The sequence below is a fragment of the Streptomyces sp. F63 genome (genome assembly GCF_018070345.1).
Classification (GTDB): domain Bacteria; phylum Actinomycetota; class Actinomycetes; order Streptomycetales; family Streptomycetaceae; genus Streptomyces.
The window spans coordinates 14,096-34,700 of record NZ_JAGPXX010000035.1 but is presented as its reverse complement, the minus strand read 5'-3'; the positions used below and the strand labels follow the sequence as shown (position 1 = coordinate 34,700).

Annotated in this window: 16 protein-coding genes and 2 pseudogenes; 9 read left to right on the top strand and 9 right to left on the bottom strand. The window is 68.4% G+C overall.

The window, feature by feature from the left end; all coding sequences use genetic code 11:
• Window positions 1-368: 368 nt before the first annotated feature.
• From KBZ10_RS25370 to KBZ10_RS25360, 4 genes and pseudogenes are all read right to left on the bottom strand, one after another.
• A pseudogene (locus KBZ10_RS25370) lies at window positions 369-761 on the bottom strand (sugar nucleotide-binding protein); the annotation flags it as partial.
• A complete protein-coding gene (locus tag KBZ10_RS30660; protein WP_374223417.1) occupies window positions 762-1,088 on the bottom strand; it encodes a class I SAM-dependent methyltransferase in 327 nt (108 codons plus the stop codon). It lies immediately after the preceding pseudogene.
• A complete protein-coding gene (locus KBZ10_RS29805; RefSeq protein WP_247702975.1) occupies window positions 1,085-1,357 on the bottom strand; it encodes a hypothetical protein in 273 nt (90 codons plus the stop codon). The genes KBZ10_RS30660 and KBZ10_RS29805 overlap by 4 nt, the downstream gene beginning before the upstream one ends.
• Before the next feature lie 442 nt (window positions 1,358-1,799).
• Entirely contained in the window at window positions 1,800-2,453 is a 654-nt protein-coding gene (locus KBZ10_RS25360) for a hypothetical protein (RefSeq protein ID WP_210990054.1), read from the bottom strand.
• Window positions 2,454-3,171: 718 nt separating this feature from the next.
• On the opposite strand from KBZ10_RS25360, the gene KBZ10_RS25355 reads away from it, so the two are divergent.
• Complete coding sequence (locus tag KBZ10_RS25355; protein ID WP_210990053.1) at window positions 3,172-4,416, top strand: hypothetical protein; 1,245 nt, start codon at window positions 3,172-3,174, stop codon at window positions 4,414-4,416.
• 1,414 nt (window positions 4,417-5,830) lie between these two features.
• Here KBZ10_RS25355 and KBZ10_RS29795 read toward each other — a convergent pair.
• A pseudogene (locus tag KBZ10_RS29795) lies at window positions 5,831-6,004 on the bottom strand (DDE endonuclease); the annotation flags it as partial.
• A gap of 197 nt (window positions 6,005-6,201) precedes the next feature.
• Between KBZ10_RS29795 and KBZ10_RS25350 the strand changes: the two are divergent.
• Window positions 6,202-6,339 (top strand): hypothetical protein, encoded by a 138-nt coding sequence (locus tag KBZ10_RS25350; protein ID WP_210990052.1) that lies wholly within the window; start codon window positions 6,202-6,204, stop codon window positions 6,337-6,339.
• Window positions 6,340-6,836: 497 nt separating this feature from the next.
• On the opposite strand, the gene KBZ10_RS25345 is transcribed toward KBZ10_RS25350, so the two are convergent.
• From KBZ10_RS25345 to KBZ10_RS25330, 4 genes are all read right to left on the bottom strand, one after another.
• On the bottom strand, window positions 6,837-8,060 hold the full coding sequence (locus KBZ10_RS25345; protein WP_210990051.1) for a site-specific integrase: 1,224 nt from the start codon (window positions 8,058-8,060) through the stop codon (window positions 6,837-6,839).
• 114 nt (window positions 8,061-8,174) lie between these two features.
• Window positions 8,175-8,591: a helix-turn-helix domain-containing protein gene (locus tag KBZ10_RS30655; RefSeq protein ID WP_374223416.1), complete on the bottom strand. Its 417-nt coding sequence runs from the start codon at window positions 8,589-8,591 to the stop codon at window positions 8,175-8,177.
• A complete protein-coding gene (locus KBZ10_RS25335) occupies window positions 8,588-9,478 on the bottom strand; it encodes a TRM11 family methyltransferase (RefSeq protein WP_210990049.1) in 891 nt (296 codons plus the stop codon). Before KBZ10_RS25335 ends, KBZ10_RS30655 begins: the two co-directional genes overlap by 4 nt.
• An 18-nt stretch (window positions 9,479-9,496) precedes the next feature.
• Window positions 9,497-10,045, bottom strand: coding sequence for a hypothetical protein (locus KBZ10_RS25330; protein WP_307847600.1), 549 nt, complete (start codon window positions 10,043-10,045; stop codon window positions 9,497-9,499).
• Between the two features lie 534 nt (window positions 10,046-10,579).
• On the opposite strand from KBZ10_RS25330, the gene KBZ10_RS25325 reads away from it, so the two are divergent.
• The 7 genes from KBZ10_RS25325 to KBZ10_RS25295 all read left to right on the top strand — a co-directional run bounded on the left by KBZ10_RS25325 (window position 10,580) and on the right by KBZ10_RS25295 (window position 20,561).
• Window positions 10,580-11,305 carry a DUF4839 domain-containing protein gene (locus KBZ10_RS25325; RefSeq protein ID WP_210990047.1) on the top strand — a complete coding sequence of 242 codons (726 nt, stop codon included), beginning with the start codon at window positions 10,580-10,582 and terminating at the stop codon, window positions 11,303-11,305.
• Between the two features lie 470 nt (window positions 11,306-11,775).
• Window positions 11,776-12,606, top strand: a complete 831-nt coding sequence (locus tag KBZ10_RS25320; protein WP_210990046.1) for a hypothetical protein — start codon at window positions 11,776-11,778, stop codon at window positions 12,604-12,606.
• A gap of 368 nt (window positions 12,607-12,974) precedes the next feature.
• On the top strand, window positions 12,975-13,355 hold the full coding sequence (locus KBZ10_RS25315; RefSeq protein ID WP_210990045.1) for a pilin: 381 nt from the start codon (window positions 12,975-12,977) through the stop codon (window positions 13,353-13,355).
• A gap of 299 nt (window positions 13,356-13,654) precedes the next feature.
• Entirely contained in the window at window positions 13,655-15,334 is a 1,680-nt protein-coding gene (locus tag KBZ10_RS25310) for a hypothetical protein (protein ID WP_307847599.1), read from the top strand.
• Window positions 15,335-15,340: 6 nt separating this feature from the next.
• Window positions 15,341-16,291 carry a PrgI family mobile element protein gene (locus tag KBZ10_RS25305; protein ID WP_210990044.1) on the top strand — a complete coding sequence of 317 codons (951 nt, stop codon included), beginning with the start codon at window positions 15,341-15,343 and terminating at the stop codon, window positions 16,289-16,291.
• On the top strand, window positions 16,288-18,159 hold the full coding sequence (locus tag KBZ10_RS25300; protein WP_210990043.1) for a VirB4 family type IV secretion system protein: 1,872 nt from the start codon (window positions 16,288-16,290) through the stop codon (window positions 18,157-18,159). Before KBZ10_RS25305 ends, KBZ10_RS25300 begins: the two co-directional genes overlap by 4 nt.
• Window positions 18,156-20,561 (top strand): helicase HerA domain-containing protein, encoded by a 2,406-nt coding sequence (locus KBZ10_RS25295; protein WP_210990042.1) that lies wholly within the window; start codon window positions 18,156-18,158, stop codon window positions 20,559-20,561. The genes KBZ10_RS25300 and KBZ10_RS25295 overlap by 4 nt, the downstream gene beginning before the upstream one ends.
• Window positions 20,562-20,605: the final 44 nt, after the last annotated feature.

Below are 20,605 nucleotides of genomic sequence, written 5' to 3'. Positions count from 1 at the left end.
TTCACCGACCGAAGACACGCGGACGTCCTAGGGAGCTGTCCGGGCGATCACGGTTTGATGTGCAAGGTCAGGGGTTGCTTGTCAGCACATTCCCATAACTGCGCTCATGACGATCGCTGAGTCCGGATCTTTTTCGAGTTCGGCCCTTGCGGAGTACCGGCCGAAGAATTCACAGCAGCCAGCACCAAGCCCTCCTTGCCCGCCGACTACGCAATCGTGTTGGCCAGGCGCTCACCATCGCCGACGAGAAAACGGCTCATCCCGTTACTCACGCACAGTGAGCTCCAAGCCATGATTCGCCAACAAGACTCCTCCACGCGCCCCTGACCTGCGCATCTCGTACCATGATTCGCCAACTATGAGTCTCGGTCACATCCGTCGCGCCGGGCGATGAGCACACCCAGCTCGTGCCGGCTGAGAGCCTGGTTCCCGCTGAGGTAGTGGACGCTGGTCGTGTCGCCCGACGCGAGTTCGAGGAGCGCTGCGGCCAGATCGCTCGCGTGGACCGGGCATCGGAAGTCGTCTGTGGAGAGGAAGCCTTCGCGGGTGCCGGTGGCCAGTTCGTGGACGGTGCGTTCGTGCTCGGGCTGTCCGTCACCCATGATCAGCGAGGTTCGGGCCACGGCGGCGTTATTCGGATGGAGCAGAAGCACCGTTTCCGCGGCGACCTTCGCCGCTCCTTACGGGGTGATGGGGTCGGGCTTGCAGTGTTCGTCGTAGGGAACGTGGCTCTTGCCGGAGAAGACGGCGTCGGTGGAGACCTAGATCATTCCGCTTCCGGCCTTCGCCGCCGGCCCCGCCGCTCGATGCCCGGCGTAGCGGCCCTGGGCCAGGGTGTCACGGACCCCGTCCTGAATCGCGGACTCGGTGATACCGGTGGTCGCGATGTGGTCGAGGAGGGGCGAATAGCGGGAGATCGCCGCCGCGGCGATGAGTCCGCCAGGCCGTGCCAAGCGGGCCGCCTCCGTCAGCGCCGAGATCCGGTCGGTCTTGCCGTGAAGGTGGTAGAGCGGGCCGAGGAGCAGAACGACGTGGTACGTCCTGTCCGCGAAGGTGAGGCGGCGGGCGTCGCCCAGCTCGGCCGTCACGCCGTCGATGGCGGCGGCCTGGGTGACGTGCTTGGGGAGGGGTTCACGACGTGCACCGTGTAGTCGTCGGCCAACCACCGGGCGTGCATTCCCGGACCACCGCCGACATCGAGCACGCGGGCCGGTCCCGGCGGGAGGTGGCGACGCAGTAATTCGCGGGTGCGCGCGAACTCCAGGGTGCCTGTGGCGATGGTTTGCAGCCGTGCGGCTTCGTCGGACCGGGTGTAGAAGTCGGTGATCTCCGGGCTCACGGCGGGGCTGCTCGTCATCGGGGTGTCCTCGTCAGGAGGGGCTGTTGGAGTCCGGCAGGGTAGGGGGCAGGGAAGTGATCACTTTGATTCTCGGAGCCCTGCGACGGTCCGGACCCCACCACCGCTGCCACAGTGCCCGGCTCATTCTGACCAGGGCAGGGCCACGCATTCAGTCCCGGATGCGAGGTTGTGGAACCGCGGCTGGTCGTCGCACACCAAGCCGACGAGGAAGCAACTACCGGGTCCAGTAGGTACAGGACGGCAAGAGGCGCACGTCGGCAATGAGTGACGACCTGCCCAGCGTGTAGAACCGCAAGAGGACGCTGGAGGCCCAGGGCACCGCCACGGACATCAACATCGTGAAGTGCAGCCCGGCCAGTAGGTGCCAGCATCCATGAGTGAGCGGTCACGTGGTTGTCCAACGAGCGCTGCTCCGGCTGAAGAACGCGGGGACCCGTGCTCACCGCCCGGGCCGCTCGTCACTGCGTGGATGATCTCGGCGGTTCAGGTGCTCCTGCGCGGCCTGCGTGAACCGCTCGATCGCGGCAAGCAGGTCCTCATGACAAGTCCAGGAGCGCTCCGGGTCCGGCGGGACGACGCCTCCGGCCAAGCGCTGGCTATGCCCCGCCCGCCGGAGCGTGCGGAAGAGACCGGTGGCGGCGACGCGCACCTGCCGCGCGGCCTCGGCTACCTCGACGGGCCCTTCGAGCTCCACATGCTGAACAGCCGTCGATACCAGGTCCGGGTTGTTTACCGCCGATATGCGGTCCCGGAAGTCCGCTTCCGCCGCGGCCTCGCGGGCGGCCTCCCTGCGGGAGAGGCTGCGTGTGTTCGCGGCCGCCCTGTCCATCCCCCTGGCCAGCCGAAGGACCGGGTGTACCTCGGTCGCGTAGCTCTGGGCTGCCGTCATGAGCCGTACGTAGGCTTCCCTCTGCGCCGCGCGGCGGGCCGTGTCGAGGGGGCCGAGGTAGGCGCTGGCGGCCTGGGCGAGACCGGCTTGGACAGCGGCTGCGGCTTGCCGCCGCGCACCACGAACGCTGAACATCCCGGTGAGGGCCGAGCCCACCACAGCTCCTCCAGCGCCCATGACGGCGGTGGCTGTCTCCTGTCCCATACCCCACAAGCTCATGTCCCCGATCTTCGCCTACAGTGCCGGGGTTGGTCCCGGAATCGTAGGCAGGAGACAACGGGCTAGCGCTGGCGGGAGGTGCCGAGGTACTTCGGCCGGCGTGCCACCCCCATGACCGGCTGCCGGGCAGATGCCATTTCTACGGGGGGGTTCGGCTCTGTCTCACTTCCGGTGGTGGCGGAGCGTAAGAGTTGGGCGGCGTTGCTTGCGGAGAGTGCGACCGGCGCTTGACCTCGTAGTTCGAACGGATGGCAGCGCACCAGGGTCGCTGAGCTTGCCGCGCAGACTCTCCCGGGCAGACGCCGAGCCGATCAGCCAGTACCGAAGAACGATCGCCACGGTGCGCGGACCTGCAGGTTCTGGTTGACGGCCTGCCCATCACTACTGTTACTGTCTGTTACCACCGGAAGTGAGACAGAGCCGATTACGGGACAGAGCCGAACGTCTTACAGTCCCACGTCCGGCGAGGCCTACGCCAACTTCAGTACCGCCACGACGTCCTTGACGGCTGCCTCGCCGGAACCGGCCTCCAGCGCGAACCACCATGACGACACCACACATTCAAAGTGAGTAGCACCAGAACAGCTCCATCAAACTCCTCCGCCAGCCTATGTCCCAGGAGCGCCCATCCAGAAGGAGGAACTTCTGCAATCAGAGCTTCTCTTGCCTTTGCGCGCCCACCTGATGTCGTACCTTCTTTCATATGGCGATTGGAATTACAGGCCCAAAGTCCGGACTCTCCAAAATCCTCAACATTTCAGCCGCAATCCTAGCTCTCCTTATCCCCGTCACGGGTGGATTGATTACACTTGCCTCAGCTCACACGAATGTGAAAGGTGAAGAATCACCAACCATTTCCGTTACCCTCAATGGCGCCGGCAGCATGACAGATCGCTCCCCTGCCGATATCACTGCCGTAGTGCGCAATAACTCCACTGCCGAAACGGCGGTCACAGTAAAGGCTGATGCCAGTCATCACCAGGTGATCGCTGCCCAAAAGGTCAGAGACTTGAAGGCTTCGAAGATCAGAGCGCTGCAACTCACGCTTCCTCCACGCTCAGCGAGACTGCTATTCATTGAGGTACGGGCCAAAGACCCGGTGCGTCAAGGCACCGCGGCTCTGGTCGTGATCGCTACAACAAAGACCCAACCGCCCGAAGAGACTGTAGCTGTGCAAGAACTGCAAGTGGAGCTGGCTGGCTCCGACCTGTTGCCGGGGGCATTGGGCTTCCCCGCCTTGATCGTCCCCGGACTGGTCGCAGTGTGGGCGGCATTGGAGATCTGGGTTGCTGACCGTCGACGTCTAGGACTAAGAAACCTCAGCAGCCCTGCAATTATTTGGGGAAATAAGCTGTGGCTACTGGCAGCAGTAGCCGTCTCACTAATTAGTACCTGGTCCTACAGTGCCGTTTTTGGGCAGGTCGACCTGCTGGACACCTATCGTTGGCATGACCTGGCACTGGTCACCGTGGGTGCCGCTGCATTCACCGCGGTAGCCGCTCTGACAGTGGTCGGCATCCACCGATGGCATACTCCCCTGATCACCCAACGCACTTCCGTCCTCAACATCCTCCGTGCAGTACAGAAGCGTGGTAGCGAAACATTCGAACAGCCCGTATACCAAATTTCGGAAAATCCAGCCTGTTACGGGCTGCTGGTGCATCATGATCGCGAAGCCACGGTTCTAACCCCTCCCATCAAGTTCAGCAAGCCAGATACTCTCTTCAAAATCTACAACAAGACCGACAGGAATCTAACCGACGCAATTAACGAGATTAACAAAATTGAAGAATCTGGTGGAATCTTTGACGCCAAAAAGAACACCAGTGATCTACCAGAGACGTGGATCTCTGATGTCACCGTCGCATTGTCGCCGAAGAGGGCTGATCTAAATGACGTAGAAATTCTCAGGTTTCGCCTTGATAGCGAGGAGGGTTTCGAAGAATGAAAAGTCCTGGAGCCATTAGAGCGCTCAGCGCCAAGATGGCGCTGAGCGCTCCGCCATGCAACATGCACGGCCTTCTTAAGGGTGCTCCAACCCCGTGAGCTGGAGCTGCTGTCTCTGGAGAGAGGAGGGAGGAGCTGCCCCTGCCGGCGTAGAGGCTCCCTCGCCACCGCAACAGCAGGCGGACGTGCATCCAGCGCGACAGCGTATGACAATGATACCTCCGGGAGGTTAGTCGAGCCAACGGAGACCGTCATGGGGCACAAGGCCAAGCACGAGGTGAGGGCGAAGCGCCTTCGCGTCACTTACATAGATAGCCAGGTTCATGATCAGGTGCCGCTTGGAGGACCCAACGCCTTCATAGACTGCATAGCACAGCTAGGAACGGCGGGTTCTGTACAGATGTTGGGCGGTCTGCAGGTCTCGCTTCCTTTTCAAGACCCCGGTAATAGGGACGACGTGGCATGGCGGTTCTGGGACGCCGTCCTAAATTTCCGCCAGAAACTGCGTCCCCCTGCCGATCAAACGGAAGCGAGAAGGCTATTTGCACGATTGCTACCTATCCGCCACCAGGGAATCTTGGAGTCTCACCTTACACCACCACGCCTAGAGACTTATATCTACCCATTCGGGTTGACGGCATTGACTACGGTCGACATAACGTGGAAAGAAGCTGTTCATCTAGCGCAGGCTGCAAAAACGCTCGAAGATGAGGAAGTTAAGAGCACCGAAGCAATTGTTGCCGAGGAGAAGATATCAACGTCTCTGGCTACGATTTCGCGCGCTGCGGTGCAAATCCTATCCAAGCGTCTTTCACTGAGCCAACCGCAGGCACTGCCTGGCCATAGACTAGCATCCGTCATTGACGGATCAGTTTCATCGCAGCCTATGGAAATGCCTTCGGCTCGAAGCCCACTGCATAGCGCCTTGCATCAACTCGCCTCAGGATCCTCGCCCCCATTGAGTAGGCCGGAAAAGAATTTGGTACCCCGCTGGGACGGCAGTGGGGAATTTGTGTGGGATCCAGGCCTCCTGGTTTACATGCTGTCGGGGGGGACCTCCGCAGCCGCTCCATACGAGGTCAGCATGCGCCCTTCTACAAGGATAGAAAGTACCTCAGGCCTCCATCGACGCCTAGCTCTGCTCATTTCTCACCTGTCAGTGACTGCGGGACTTGCCTACTCAAGTCCGAAACAACCGGTGCAAGCCGATTGGGCCCGAGACACGGCCAAAATGCTAGGACGCCTATACGGCCCATACATTCCAGGAATTGATTATTGGGGACTTGAAAGTAGGTACTACATAGATAGGTCCCCCGCCAAGTCTGACATTGAGAGGCTACAAGGCGGCAAGCTATATGTCCGACCGGACATAGGGGTGCCAACGGAATACTACTGACTTTGAATGCGTGGTGTCGTCATGGTGGTTCGCGCTGGAGGCCGGTTCCGGCGAGGCAGCCGTCAAGGACGTCGTGGCGGTACTGAAGTTGGCGTAGGCCTCGCCGGACGACGGTGATCAGATCGTGTGGGTCGGCGAACGCGCGGTTGGCCGTGGTGGTGCGTCGCAGTACCGACCAGATGCCCTCCCCTGGTCGGCGCCGAGCCGGATGGCGGTGCCCGAGCTCACCAACGTCGGCTCTCAGTGGCTCGGTTCCGCCTCCGAGACGTACCTACTGGAGCGCAGCCTCATCAACGCAGGAACACTGCACCCCCGCCAGGCCCGACTCCTGCTCCTCGCGCACCTTCGGTAAGGGCTGACGGTTCTTGATCCCTGCGGTATGCCGGTTGTATGAGGTATGCGCAAGGTGGTGGGCTGACCGATGAGCGGCGGGAGGCTTTCCCTGATCACGCGGTCGGCGGCACGGGCGGCGGCCAGCACCCGCTCGCGCAGCCGATCAGGGAACACGCCCGCGCCAAGGTCGCATGAGCGGACAAGTGCCGCAAGGGAACGGGTATGGCGGCTCCCCGTAGTGGTCGCACATGCGGGGTGGGACACGATGTCCCGGGCGGCATAGCCGTCACGGGCATCCAACGTGCGGCGGACCAGGTCCTCGGCGAGACGGTGCGCCGCAGGGGCACCGGCTGGGCCGACCGCGTCGAGGATCGCCAGGCCCAGCCGGATGTCGAAGACGGTCAGGCCGGGTTGCCGCCGCCGGACTCGCGGCCGAACCGGCGATACGCCGCTTCTCCCGGGGCCGGCGTCTTACTCTCGGAAGACGGCGGAGCAGCGCGAGCCCCGTACCCTCCCAGTCGATGTAGTCCGCAGGGCCGAGGAAGCAGCCGCGAAGCGGGGACCGGGGCCGCCCACGTCGATCCTGCGGCCGTTCTTCTCCAGCTGGTCTAGGAACGCTGCGACTCCCAACGACCGACCGGTACAGCAGACGCCACTCGCCGCCTGTGGTCCTGAAGGGATCAGCCCGGCATTCAAGCGGTGAGTCGCAGCGGGTCGGGGATATCTCCTTCTCGGTTGTGGTGCTCGAGGGAGCGTTGCCAGCGGGCTTCGAGGTGCCTGAGGAGGCGTTCTTCGATGCTGGTGGCGACGTGGGAGTAGACGTCGTCAATTTTCTTTTGCATGGCGTGGCCGAGGCGTCGTGCCTGGGCGACTTCGGGGATGCCGTCTTCGATGAGCCAGGTTTTGTGGGAGTGCCGTAGTCCGTGGAAGGTCAGGCCCGGGGCGATGGGGGGCCAGGGCGGGGAGGTGTGGCGGCTGCCGTTGACGGCCGGGGCCCACAGGCGGCGTTGGAAGCCGGAGCGGCGTAGGGGTTTTCCGCGCAGGGTGGTGAAGACGAAGGGGCGGGTGGAGGCGGTGAGGTCGGCGTGGAGGAGTTGGGTGAGGAAGGGGGGCAGGGAGACGGTGCGGACGCTGGCGAGGGTTTTGGGGTGGCCGAGGCTGAGGTGGCCGTTGACTTCGTGGAGGGCGCCGGAGGCGGTGATGTGGAGGCGGTTGTTGGGCAGGTCGAGGTTGTCGCGGTGGAGTCCGGCGAGTTCGCCCCAGCGCATGCCGGTGTAGGCGGCGGTGATGACCAGGAGTCCCTGGTTGCGTGAGGCGAGGTGGAAGACCCGGTGTGCGATGGTGAGGACTTGGTGCTCATCAGCCCAGGGGCGCTCGCGGCGTGGCTGTAGTCGGCCGCGGCCCCTGCGCTGGGGGCGTACCGGGTTGGTGGTGATGAGTCCGTTGTCGACGGCGTCGGTCATGAGCATCGCGAAGAGCTTGCGGATGCTGGTGACGGTGGCCGGGGCGTAGGCGGGGGTGAGGGTGTTGAGCCAGATTTTGATGTCGGCGGGCGTGATCTGGTGTACGGGGGTGGTTCCCCAGCGGGGCAGGATGTGGCGGGTGAGGAGGCTGCGGTAGAAGGCTTCGGTGTTGTCGCCGACGTCAACGGTCTGCCACCACACTTGTGCCCAGTCGGCGATCGTGGGCGGCGGCTGCGTGAGGGTACCCGGGGCGGCGGCTGCCGTGGTGATCGCGCTGGTGGGCGTCGGTGCGGGCACGGTATCGGGCCGGGGGGTGGGTGTGCTGTGGAGCTGGTCGGCGTGGGCCTGTGCGGCCTGCCGGGTGGGGAAGCTTCCCGGGACGCTGGCGGCTTTGCCGTTGGCCGCCCAGTAGCGCACGCGCCAGCGTTTGCCGCGCTGTTCAACCCAGGCCATGGGTGCACTCCTTCCAGGTCGTGTTGCCCTCGGTGCCGGGATGCGGGTCGGACCGGGGGCGACCATGGACGCTCGATATGTCCCAGAGCGGAAGCCCCGACCGGGTGATGGCCGTCAAGGGCGGGCCCCGGGCCGCCGGACGGGCCGGGCCCCGTCGCGGATGACGGTCTCCACATCCGCCGGGGAGAACCGGAGGTGCCGCCCAACCCGGGTACAGGGGATGAGGCCGGCGGCGGCCTTCTTCCGCAGCCACGAGGCAGGGATCTGCAACAGCTCAGCCGCCTGTTCGGGGGTGTACAGGAGTCGAGCCGGGCTCCCCGTGCCCGAGCCTGGCCCCGGCACAGCCGTTGCCTGGCCACTCGCTCTGCCTTGCGAGGTAGCAAGTTCTACCCGGGCGTTGCCGCGCTGGAAGGAGGCATCCTCCTGGGGGTGGGGGCGCTGGGAATGGTCCGGCGGGTTCCCGGTCGGCTGGTCGGCTGTCCAGTTCAAAGGTGCGCGCGTTCGGCCCGGGGTGGTGTGTTGCTTCGTCATGCGGACTCGGACTCAGTCGAGCGGGGTGGCCTGGGTGTCTCCAGGGTTTTCGGCGTGGTAAAGATCAGGGCATCCTCGTGCTGGACGAGGCAGAGCGGGATGCCGTGGCGACGGGCATCGCGGACGTTCTTCATCTGGAAGAACGAGGGGCGGGCGATGAGCCGGCCGTCGCGGATGCCGGCGAGGAGAGCCACGCAGCGCTCGACGGGGACGAGACCGGCCGCGCGTCCGGCGGCCAGAGCAGCGGAAGGCAGGTCGACCAGTTCACCGCGGGTGCGCCAGGGGCGGGTGGTGACGACGACGGTGCCGCCGGGGCGGAGCATCAGGCGGCACTGAGCAAGGATCTCGGTGAAGGCGTTGAGGAGCTGGTCGGTGGAGACGTGGGCGAGGTTGGCCGGGTCGTGGCTGTAGCGGTAGTTCTTCTTCGCTACGCCGCGCTCGCCGGTGTCCCGGGTGGAGCGGACCTGCCCGTGGACGCTGGGCCCATACGGCGGTGAGGTCACCACGAGATCCACCGTGCCGCGGAGCGTGGCCGGCAGGAACTGGGTGAGCCGGCGCGCGTCGCCGCAGTACACAGTGCCCGTGGCGGCGCCGCCTTCATGCGCGGCGGATGCGGTGTTGCGGCTGGCGAGGTCGGCCCACTGCGGTTCGTATTCGACGCCGACAGCGCGGCGGCCGAGGTGGAGGGCCTCGACGAGGGTGGTGCCGATGCCGCACATGGGGTCCAGGACCAGGTCGCCGGGGTTGGTGTAGGTGCGGATGGCGTGCGCGGCGATGGCGGGGAGCATCTTGGCGGGGTGGGCGGTGGAGCCGGGGACGTAGCGGCCCTTGCGCTGAGCGGGCGCCGAGGTGGGGGCGGTGTTCCACACCGAGAAGGGAGCGGGCACGGTCAACTCCTCTGGCGGTCAGTCGTGGTGGATCGCGGAGAGGACGAGCAGGTCGCCATGGATGACGCCGGGGGCGGCGTCGCCGGGCGGGGCGGGTGCGAGAGCGTCGTTGGCGGCACGGGCGTAGAGGATGACGATGTGCTGCAGGTAGCGGAAACCCGCTGTGCGCGCCGCGGCGACGAGCGAGCCGAGCGGGTCGGTGAGTACTCCGGCGTCCCGGCGCTGGCGGGTGGCGAGCAGGAGTAGCCCGTCCGCGGGCAGCAGGCGGTGGGCGCGGTGGAAGAAACCGGGCCAGCCGTTCTCCATGGCCCCCGGCATACCTCTCTCCGAAACCCCCAGTGCATCGCTCGACGCCGGCAGGGCGTTCGGGTGCAGTTCGGCAAGCAGCACCGACGCGCTGCCGGGGGCGGTCCCGTCTTCGTCGGTGTAGCTGGTACAGGGCATGCAGGCGTCCGACCCTGGCACGGGGTCCTGCTGGATGGAGACCTTGAGAAGCGTTGCGGGCCGGCCGCCAGGGCGTTCGCCGAACTCGGTGCGGATCATCTCGATCGCCCAGTCCGGCAGCACCGCGCCAGGAGCGGGAGCGACGCGCGACTGCTCGGGACGCGGGAGCCAGATGTTGGTTGGCAGAGCGGCAGAGTCCCGCTTGTGGGAGCCGCGTGGGGCACGGCGTGCGGAGTGGAACATCGTCGGGCGGCGCCCGGACTGGAGAACGCGCCGTCTGGTGCTGACGTCCAGTAATAGGGATGGAGCATGCGGTTCTTGCCGTCGCTGTTCGCGTTCAGCACTGCCATGGTGCGTGTTCACTCGTCCGGCGGGACCGCGGAGATCCTGTGGGATCTACGTTCTCCCAGCTCAGACAGGTGACGAGCCACCCGCGAACCACCGGCGAGCCACCCGACGCCCGGCTGTTTCTTTCGGGTCATCGGATGCCGTTCAGGTATGTCGCTGACTGATGCGGAACGCATCCGGTCGCCACTTGCCCACGATTCGGACCAAGGAGCACTCGGTCGGAGACAAGCCGGCTCGCGGTCTGATCTGAGTCCCTTATGCTCGCGAGGCAATTAGTATGAACAGTCCAATCCGGGGGCGCAGAGCCGCATGGCTGACGAGATCAAGTACGAGTACAAGACCGTGCAAACAGTTCGCGGCACCGACGGCTTGGTGATCTCGAAGATGCGGAAGGATGGCTGGGAGCTCGTGGAGCAAGTCCCGGGCAGGCTGCGCTCCACCCTCAACTTCCGCCGGCCGAAGAAGCCGCTGCCGTGGCCCCTGATTGGCACGGCGGCGGCCGTCCTCGTGATCCTGGCCATCGTCATCGGCGCCGCCTCTGTACTCAGCGACGGAGGCGAGAAGAAGGACGCACCAGAGAAGCCGGCGGCCGCCGCGAGCGAGAAGCCTTCCGCTACGCCGACTCCGACCGCGGCCGAGTCGGCTGCTGCTGAGGTCATCACGCCTCAGAACAATCAGGAGTTCGCGGCGCTGCTGAAGGCGGACAGGTGCGACGAGGCGAACCTGGACTTCGCGACGAGGTATAAAGGCCAGACGGTGGCGTTCGATGGCTCGATCGCCCACATGGCGCCCCACGGTGACTACGACACCCGCTACGACCTCCTCCTAGGCCCGGGCGACAAGGGACCGCAAACGACAATCGGTCCGTCCTTCAAGTATGAGGACGTCAACGTCTTCGACCTGGAACTGACCGGCAAGAAGATCCCCGCCACCGTCGGCGCAGGCGACAAGTTCCGCTTCGTCGCCGAGGTGGGCGACTTCAACGCGGACCAGTGCCTCTTCTTCCTCGACCCGATCTCGACGGAGACCCGGTAGTCAAGAGGAGCAGCCGCAGGATCACGGACTGTGTGACCAGATACTTCTTCAGCGTGTCAAAGAGGTATCCAGCCGAGACGATCTAACGACTGGCTCGTTGGAGTGCCTGGCGCTGTAGGTGCCAGAAGAGAAGGGGACGATCTCGGAGGTGCTGGCCGACGACTTGCCGGCTGGAGGAGCAGACCTGGTCGCGTGGTGGCGCGCTCACCCGACCGCCGTGGAGGGGAGACACCAGTCTCCCAGCGGCCATGTCTCAAAGACCGCCGGGCAATTTCTTGTTCGATCATCCGACCCCCGCCACGTGTAAAAGCCCTGGCTGCGGCGGGTGAGCCAGTGGCGAGCAGTCGCACACACCGTGCCACTGGACCGCCCGCGGCGCGGTGACGGCTCGCGATCGGTCCGCCGGTGGCACTGGGCGGTGACAGGAGTGGCGGCAGACGTTGTCCGCCACTCCTGCAAGGAGCAGTGCCATGCACCACACCGCACGTACCGCCCACCGTCGCGTTGCCTGTGTCCGGTCCTCAGGCCGTTCGCCCCTGGGGGCTCTGGAGGAGGCCTTTCTCGCGCTGGCGACCGCAGCCTCCCCGCTCACGTTGCCCGCTCATCTGGTCTGCGACGAGCCGGAGCAGCCGGCGCTGCCCGTGGACCAGTTCCGGGCGCGTCTCGCCCACCCCGCCACGTCGTCGGCCCAGCGTGAGCGGAGCTGGCGTGAAGTGGTTCGCCGGGCTCAGCAGCTTGGTGAGCCCTGGGGGACCGTCGCCGTTGCGATGGCCGTTCCGGTGCTGCGCCGGGTGCTGGCCCGGCTGGCGCGGCCGGCTCATCTGGAGCGCGCCGAGGTCGAGCAGGAGGCGCTGGCTGCGGTTGCTGTTGCTGTGCGCTCGGTGGACGTGGACGCTGCCGACGTGGGGCGGGAGCTGTTCGCGGCGGCTGACCGGGCCGTGCACCGTCTGGCGTATGCCGCTCGCCGTCAGGCTGCCCGTGAGACCGGGTCGGCGGCAGTGCGTCTGGGCCGGTTGGCCCGCTTCGAAGGTCGGCCGGGATGCCAGGAGGCTGCTGATGCAGCCGAGGTCGCCGGCGCCGGCCGGCAGGAGGACGAGTACACGGTGCTGGCCCGTGCCGTCCGAGCCGGGATCGTGGGCATCGCCGAAGCGCGGCTCATCGCGCGGACCCGGCTGGATCGTGAGCCGATGCAGCGGCTGGCGGATGAGCGCGGTGTGAGTGTGCGTCAGCTCTACCGGCACCGCGCCGCTGCCGAGCAGCACCTCAGCACGCATCTCCGGGAGCAGCTGCGCGAGCAGTAAGGCGGCTCCAGGCCGCGGAGATTAGCGGCCGCTGGTGTCAGTGTGCGGCTTGTGGATCTCTATTACCGGTGAGCGGCTGCCGTCGGATTCGTGCCATGCACCCGGCGGCAGCCGCCCGGTGAGGGCCCTGGTTTGTGCCACCGCGGGCCTGTCGTCGGGTGAGGTGAGCGCGGCCGTCTCGTGCTGACACCCGAGCTCCCTGTTCCGCCGTCGTCCGTGAGGAGGCCGGCCCCGGGCAGGGGAACTCCGCGCTCACCTCACCTTTGCACCTTCCCCCGCACGGCCCGCTGTTCGCGGCTCGTTGCGGCTCCCGCTGCTCTGTTCCTCTCTCCTGTCATCCCTGATGTGCCTCTTGGAGGTGGTTCGTCATGCTCGGAGGGCTCTGTCCGACGGGTCGGTTGTCTGTTCTCCGGGCAGGCCGCCGAGCAGCCCGGGTGGGCTTCACGACGGTCGTGGCCGGCGTCGTGCTGGTGGCGGATACCTCGCTCGTGTGGGCGGTCGCAGACATCCCCACCGTGATCACGAATCTGCGGAACTGGATCGTCGGCATCCTCGCCGGGCTCGCCACCTTGTTCCTGACCTTCGGCGGGCTGCGGTACCTGATGGCCGGCGGGGACCCGGGCGAAGTCGAGGCCGCCAAGCGGGCCCTGAAGGCGGCGGCCATCGGCTACGGGCTGGCCATCCTCGCGCCGGTGATCGTGACCGTGCTGCAGGGCATCGTCGGAGCCGGTGGCGGGGGCGGGCAGTGACCCGCGCCCCGTGCTCCGGCCGGGCGCTTCTTCTTCTGCCTGCCGTGGGGCTCTTGGTCCTGGTCGTCCTGGCCGCTCCGTCCGCCTCCGCGCTCGCAGCGGGCCGTGTACCTCTGGCACCGGCGGCCCCGGAACCGCAGCCGGCCCCCGGTCCTGCCGCTCCCGCCCCGGAGCCGGGTCCGGAGCCGAGGCCCGCCCCCGGGCCAGGTCCGACCCCCGTGCCGGATCCTCCCGCCGCCGAGTCCGAACCGTCCCCGCCGCGGGAGCCGTCTCCGGGGCCGACTCCGCCGGCGTGCGAGGTGGACGACTTCTCCTGCGCGCCGCAGGAGGGCGGCCTCGGGGACCTCTTCGACGTATCCGGCATGGTCGTGAACGCGATCACCTCGTTCCTCGGCATGCTGATCGAGCAGAGCATGAAGCCGGTCCGCGAGCTGCTCGCTGACACTTTGCTGGCCACCCCCGATGTCACCCAGCACGCCGACATCAAGAAGCTGTGGACCACCATGCTGGGGATCACGGCCGGGGTCTACGTGCTGTTCGTGACCGCGGGCGGTGTCACGGTCATGGGGTACGAGACCGTCCAGACCCGCTACGCCCTCCAGCAGATCCTCCCCCGTCTCCTCTTCGGGATGGTCGCCGCGGCCAGCTCGCTGACCGTGATGGGCAAGGCGATCGGCCTGTCCAACGCCCTGGCCCACGCGGTGATGGCCAGCGACATGTCGGACGCCGGGCAGGGCATGGTGGAACAGGTCCTGCCCTTCGCCCTCTTCGGAGCCGCCGGGCTGAAGCTGTACCTGCTGCTCCTGGCGACGACGATGATCGCCCTGGTGCTCGCGGTGCTGGTCGGCTTCCTCGTGCGCGTCGCCATTATGGCGCTGCTGGCCGTGGCCGCGCCCTTGGCCCTCGCGTGCCACGCTCATCCGCTGACCGATCCGGTGGCGCGGCTGTGGTGGCGGGCGTTGGCCGGTTGTCTGGTCATTCAGGTCGCGCAGTCGATGACGTTCATCCTGGCTTTGAAGCTGTTCTTCGCTCCCGGCGCGACAGCTTTGGGCATTCCGAAGTCGGACCAGCTCGGCACCATGCTCGCCGGGGCAGCTCTGTTCTGGGTGTTGTTCAAGATCCCGGGCTGGACCCTGCAGGTGGTGCTGCGCGGGACGCCGGCGCACAGTCCGCATGCGCCCACGGGTGTGCGGATGCTCAAGCACCTGGCGATGTACCGGCTCATGGATCACTACCTGCCCGGGATGCAGCTGCTGCGGCGGCGTCCCGGAGGTGGGCGTGGTGCCGGCGGCTTGGGTCCGGGGCGCGGTGGGCTGGGCGGTGGGGGAGGTGGCCCGGGTCGAGGTGGCGGTGGTGGTCGGGGTGGCGGTGGACGGCCCTTCACACCGGGCCCGCCTGGGCGCGGTGCCGGGTCTTTGGGGCGGGCGCGGAGTGCGGGTCGTGCGTGGTTGTCCCGTGGTCGCGACGCCGTAGCAGGCCCTACCGCCCGCCTGCGCTCCACAGGCCGGCCAGCCACCGGAACGCCGTCGGGTCCGAGCCCCAGCCGGGTAGCGAGGACGAGGCCGGAGCCGGCCGCCTCCAGTGCTCCTCGTGTCGCAGGCCGGCCGCTGGCCGGCCGGCGTTCCCGGGCTCGCGGTCTGGTCCCTGCTCCTCCTCTCCCTGCTCGTACACCGAGAGGTCCCCGCGCCGTGATGCATCCCGCCCGTGCCCGTCGTGTGCGGCAACTGGCGCTTCCGGTGGCGGCTCAGCGTGTCCCGTCCCGGCCGCCCCGGCCCACACAGATGTGGCTGCCCATCCGTGCCGAACGCTCTCCCGCGCGCTCCCGTTCCGAACGTGGCCAGCCCGCTCCCCCGTCTCTACCAGCTGCTGCCTCGGCACCGCGTGGCCGTCAGCTCGTCCTTCCCATTTCCGCGCCCCGCGTGCGGGTGCGTCCGCCGCGGCCCATGCAGTTGCGGCTGCCTCTCGAACCCCGGAGGTGATCCGGCATGAACCAAGCCGACGACCCGGCGGACACGGTGCAAGCCACGCGTGTCCCCGCCGATATCTCCCGCCCCGACCGCATCCTCGGCCCCTTCACCGCGCAGCAGACCGCCGTCATCGCCGCCGCAGCGGTGGTGCTCTATGCCGGGTACTGGGCCGCGCGGCCGTTCATGGCACCGGTCGCCTACGCCGCACTCGTCGTCCCTGTGGCCGGGGCGGTGGCCGCGCTCGCGCTCGGTAGGCGGGAGGGCCTCGGCCTGGACCGCTTCCTCCTTGCGGCCCTCGCCCATGCCCGTGCGCCCAAGCGCCGGGTGCACGCGCCCGATGGGGTGCCGCCGCTGCCCGCCGTTGTCCCCGGCCACTGGGCCGAGGCCGCAGGCCCGCCTCCGGCCGCGCTGCGCATGCCGTACGAGGGCATCACCGCGGCCGGAGTGCTCGACCTGCGCGGTGAGGGTGTGGCCGGGCTGGCGACCTGCTCGACCGTCAACTTCGAGCTGCGCTCGGGAGCCGAGCAGCAGGGCCTGACGGCCGCGTTCGCGCGGTGGCTCAACTCCCTGACCGGCCCCACCCAGGTGCTGGTGCGCTGCCACCGGATCGATCTCGCCCCGCTCGCCGACAACCTCCAGCAGGAGGCCGCCGCGCTGCCGCATCCCGCTTTGGAGCGGGCCGCACGGGAGCACGCGGACTTCCTCGCCGACCTCGCCACGGGCGGCAATCTGCTGGGGCGGCAGGTCGTCCTGCTCGCCCGGGAGGAGAGCCCGGCGCACGGTCTGCGGCACGGGATGCACGAGGAACGGGTGCTCCAGCGCCTCGACGAGGCCACCCGCACGCTCGCGGCCGCCGAGATCACCGTCACCCCTCTGAACGCCGAGCAGGCCGCCGACCTGGTCAGCGCGGCCTGCAACCCCGACTCCCCCACCCTGCCCGGCCTCGGATCGGAAGGCGGCCCCGCATGACCCGGTTCTTCCTCAACCGCCGCCGCACCCCGGCGCAGACGCAAGTGTGTGATGCCGGCCAGTTGCTGGAGGCGGCGAGCCCCGAGGCCGTCGAGGTCCATGCCCGCGCTCTGGCCGTCGGCGCGCAGCTGGCCACCACGCTGGTGGTCACCGGCTACCCGGCCGAGGTCACGCCCGGCTGGCTCGCCCCGCTGCTGAGCTTCCCCGGCCATCTCGACATCGCCCTGCACATCGATCCCATCCCCAACCCCATGGCCGCGGCCGGGCTGAGGAAGCAGCGCGCCCGCCTGGAGTCCGGGCGCCGCGCCGGTTTCGGCAAAGGGCACCTGGACGACCCGGAGGTGGAGGCCGCAGCCGCCGACGCCGCCGAGCTCGCCTACCGCATCGCCCGCGGCGAGGGAAAGCTCTTCCACGTCGCCCTCTATCTCACCGTGCACGCGCCGGATGAGGAGACGCTCGCGGAACAAGCGGCCGCGGTGCGCGCCGTCGCCGAGTCGTTGCTGATGACGGTCGCCCCGACCACCTACCGTGCCCTGCCGGGCTGGCTCGCCACGCTCCCTCTCGGCATTGACACGCTCCAGATGCGCCGCACCTTCGACACCGCCGCGCTCGCCGCCTGCTTCCCCTTCACCAGCCCCGACCTGCCGATCGCCACCACCCCTGACGGGGCGCCGCAGGGCGTGCTGTATGGGCTGAACACGGTCTCCGGCGCGCCCGTGCTCTGGGACCGGTTCGCGCAGGACAACTACAACTCCATCACTCTGGCACGCTCCGGTGCCGGCAAGTCCTACCTGGCCAAACTGGAGCTGCTGCGCCTGCTGTTCACCGGGGTGACGGCCTCGGTGATCGACCCGGAGGACGAGTACGTCCGCCTGGCCGAAACCGTCGGCGGACAGGTCCTCGCGCTCGGCTCCGACGGCGTACGCCTCAACCCCTTCGACCTCCCTGTAGCCGACGACGGGGAGGACGTTCTGACCCGGCGGGTGCTGTTCCTGCACACCTTCCTCACCGTTCTACTGGGCGCGGAGCTGACCGCTGCCCAGAAGGCCGTACTAGACCGGGCCGTGCTCGCCGCCTACGAGCGTGCGGGCATCACCGCGGACGCCCGCACCTGGCAGCGCACCCCGCCCACGCTCTCCGATCTCGCCGCCGTGCTGGCCGAGGAGGACAGCGCGGCGGCAGCGGCCCTGGCCGACCAGCTCGCCCCCTACACCACCGGCTCGCACGCCGACCTGTTCAACGGGCAGAGCACCGCCTGTGCCTCCGGGCATCTGGTGGTCTTCGCACTCCGCCGCTTGGCGGAAGAGGTCAAGGCGCCGGCGATGCTGCTGACGCTGGATGCGATCTGGCGGCAGGTCACCCACCGCCCGCGCACTGGCCAGCATCTGGTCGTGGTCGATGAGGCATGGCTGCTGATGCGCGAGGGGGCCGGGGCCAGCTTCCTGTTCCGTATGGCCAAGGCCGCGCGCAAGTACTGGACCGGCCTGGCCGTCGTCACCCAGGACGCGGACGACGTGCTGGCCTCTCCGCTCGGGCGGGCCATCGTCTCCAACGCGGCCACCCAGGTCCTGCTCCGCCAGGCCCCGCAGGCCATCGACACGATCAGTGAGAACTTCCACCTGTGCCGCGGCGAGCGGGAGTTCCTGCTGACCGCAGCCCGGGGCGAGGCACTGCTGCTGACCGGGGACCGCCGCCACAAGGTCGCGCTGATGAGCATCGCAGCACCAGGCGAGCACGAGGTGATCACCACGGACCCGGGCGAGCTCGCCGCCCAGCAGCCGGACGAGGCGGATGAAGCGGATCCTGAAGCCGACGCACTCTGGTGCGAGCCACCGTTTAATGCTGGTGAGGGAGGGGTCGATTCATGACCGCCCTCGCGCAGATCGCCGCCTCACCACCGGGTGGGCCGCTGGTGGACTTCCTCACCGATCCCGGCGGCTTCTGGACGGCCGTCATCGGCGACGGCCTCGGCCGGCTCGGGGCGCAGGCGCCTCTCCTTGCCTGCGGCGCCGCCGTCGCCGCGGCCGGTGGCTACGCGCTGCGGTACCGGCTGCACGCGCTGCGCGAGCGGCGTCTCGCCGAGGGCGCGCGCTGTGTGGAGATCCTCACCCCGCCCGCTGTCGCGGCCCGGGGCGGCGAAGTGCTGTGGGCTCAGCTCTCCGGGATCCTCCGCCCGTGGTGGCGCCGGGCCACCACGGGCCAGCCGCACCTCGCCTTCGAATACGCCTGGTCCCACACCGGTCTGCGGATCCGCCTGTGGACGCCCAGCGCGGTGCCGCTGGGCCTGGTGCGCCGCGCCGTCGAAGCCGCCTGGCCCGGCGCCCACACCCGCGTCACCGAACCCGCGCCCCTGCTCCCCGGCGGGCACATCGTCACCGCCGGGCGGCTGCGCCCGGCCCGCCGTACCGTCCTGCCGCTGCGCACCGACCATGCCTGCGACCCGCTGCGCGCCCTGCTGCAGGCCGCGACCGGCATGGCCGAGGACGAGTCCGCGTGCGTGCAGATCCTGGCCCGCCCGGCCACCGGCGCCACACTCCGCCGCGCCCGCCGCCAGGCCCGGCGGCTGAAGAGCGGCCGCTCCCCCTCCCGGCTGCCCGCGCTGGCCGCGTTCCTCCTACACCAAGCCAAGCCCGCCGCGACGGGCAAGCAGGACCCCGAACACAGCGCCGCCGTACGGCAGGTGGCGGTCAAGCTCTCCGGCCCGCAGTGGCAGTACGCGCTCACCTACGCCGCCACCTGCGCGCCAAAGACCGAGCGCGCTCAGGACGTGGCGCGTGGCCGGGCCCACGCCATCGCCTCCGCCTTCGGCCTGTACGCCGACCGCACCTACCTCGCCCGCACCCGCCTCCGCCACCCCCAACGGGTCCTGAACGGCCGGCGCTTCCCGCTCTCACGCGCCGCGCTGCTGTCCGTACCGGAACTCGCGGCCCTTGCCCATCTCCCCCTCGACGCGGACGCCCCCGGCCTGCGGCGGGCCGGCGCCCGCTCCGTCCTGCCACCCCCGCCGATCCCCGAACCAGCCCCGGGCAACGGCGTCAAACCGCTGGGCCGCTCCGATGCGGGAGCCCGCCGCGGCGTGGGCCTGGCGGTGCCCGATGCCCGCCACCACCTCCACGTCATGGGCGCCACCGGCTCCGGCAAGTCCACCCTCATCGCCAACCTCGCCCTGGATGACGTGCGCAACCACCGGGGCGTCATCGTCATCGACCCCAAAGGCGACCTGGTCACCGACCTGCTGGACCGGCTGCCGGACACCTGCGCCGACCGGCTCGTCCTCATCGACCCCGACGACCCCCACGTCCCGCCCTGCCTGAACGTGCTGGACGGGACGGACATCGACGTCGTCGTCGACAACATCACCGGCATCTTCCGCCGCATCTTCACCGCCTTCTGGGGACCACGAACCGACGACGTGATGCGCGCCGCCTGCCTGACCCTCCTCAAGCACCGCGACCGCACCCACCAGCTGGTCACCCTCGCCGACGTCCCCCGCCTGCTGGGCGAGAGCGCCTACCGGCTCCGCATCGTCCCCGCGCTGAAGGACCCGGTGCTGCGCGGCTTCTGGGCCTGGTACGAGACCCTCTCCGAGCCCTCCCGCGCGGCCGTGGTCGGCCCGGTGATGAACAAGCTCCGCGCCTTCCTGCTGCGCGACTTCGCCCGCCGCGCCATCGCCGCCGGCCCCTCCACCTTCGACCTCGCCCGCGTACTCGACGGCGGCATCCTGCTGGCCCGCCTGCCCAAGGGCGCCCTCGGCGAGGAGACCGCCCGGCTGCTGGGATCCTTCATCGTCGCCGGGACCTGGCAGGTTGCCTCCGCCCGCGCCCGCACCCCCGAACACTCCCGGATCGACGCCACCTTGAGCATCGACGAGGCCCACAACTTTCTCACCCTCCCCTACCCCCTGGAGGACATGCTCGCCGAGGCCCGCGGCTACCGCCTGTCCATGCTCCTGGCCCACCAGCACCTCGCCCAACTCCCCCGCGACCTGCGCGAAGGCATCTCCGCCAACGCCCGCAACAAGATCTTCTTCAACGCCTCCCCCGAGGACGCCAACGCCCTGGAACGACACACGCTCCCCACCCTGGCCGCGCACGACCTCGCCCACCTCGGCCCCTTCCAGGCCGCCGCCCACCTGCTGACCGGCGGCGCGGAATCCGCCGCCTTCACCCTCACCACCCGCCCTCTCCCGCCCGGCGTACCCGGCCGCGCCAAGGACCTGCGCGAAGCCGCCGCGGCCCGCAACGGCCCTCGCCCGGCCACCGGCCCCTGAACTCCCCCAACGCAAGCCCGTTCGGCCACCTGCCCCTCACACCC